Raw genomic sequence first — 735 nt, 5'->3', positions numbered from 1 at the left:
AATCAGTCCAAAAATCCTACCTCTAAGACTCCATCTGTTTTTATACATATCCATCATTGTGCCTGTTTTTAGATGTTTTATCGCGGCTTTATCCCACTCTTCAACCTCGCTTGGATCTTCTATGCCCATCTTAAAATCAACTCTTTTTTTCATAAATTTAAGCGTATCATGCTTCCTAGAATCCATCTTTGCGGCAAAATTATTTATAAGATCAAGCGCAACTATACCTTCAAACCTCCTAGTCAAATTTAAAAAGAACTCTTTAAAAACTTCTTTTTCAAAATACATCGCAACGCCTTCTAGAGCAAAGGCGAATTTAGCATTTGGATGCTTTGCTTTAAGCTCGTCCATCCAAGCGGTTTCAAGCATGGAGCTAGAGATACTAAAGTTTTTCTTGGCTTTTGGCATGAGTTTGTCGCGAAGTGCTATCACATCGGGAAGATCAAGGTCGTAAAAGATAGCATTGGGACATACCGACTCAAGTCTAAGCGGTCTGGTATCAAGCCCAGCGCCAACCTGCACGATAACCACCTCATCGTTATCTTTGGCAAATTCCACAAGTGCGTCATCGATAAATTTCGCTCTTATCACAACTCCTACACGACTTAGATCGCCCGCTTCAAATTTAGCAAAGTCATAATCTATCTTTTTAACTATCTCACCTGAAAACTCATCTCTTAAAATCGGCTCTTTTACTTCGTTTTCAAGGCTTCTAAAATACAAATTTATAAGCAG

At 38.6% G+C, this 735-nt stretch carries 1 protein-coding gene; it reads right to left on the bottom strand.

Annotated elements, in window-relative coordinates; genetic code table 11:
- Positions 1-735 (bottom strand): class I SAM-dependent methyltransferase (locus ACHJH3_RS11255; protein ID WP_407064890.1); only part of this gene is annotated, 735 nt, incomplete at both ends.

This window comes from Campylobacter canis (assembly GCF_045504005.1).
Taxonomy (GTDB): domain Bacteria; phylum Campylobacterota; class Campylobacteria; order Campylobacterales; family Campylobacteraceae; genus Campylobacter_A; species Campylobacter_A canis.
Note: the sequence above shows the minus strand (reverse complement) of the source record. Positions and strands in the feature narration are given on the sequence as shown.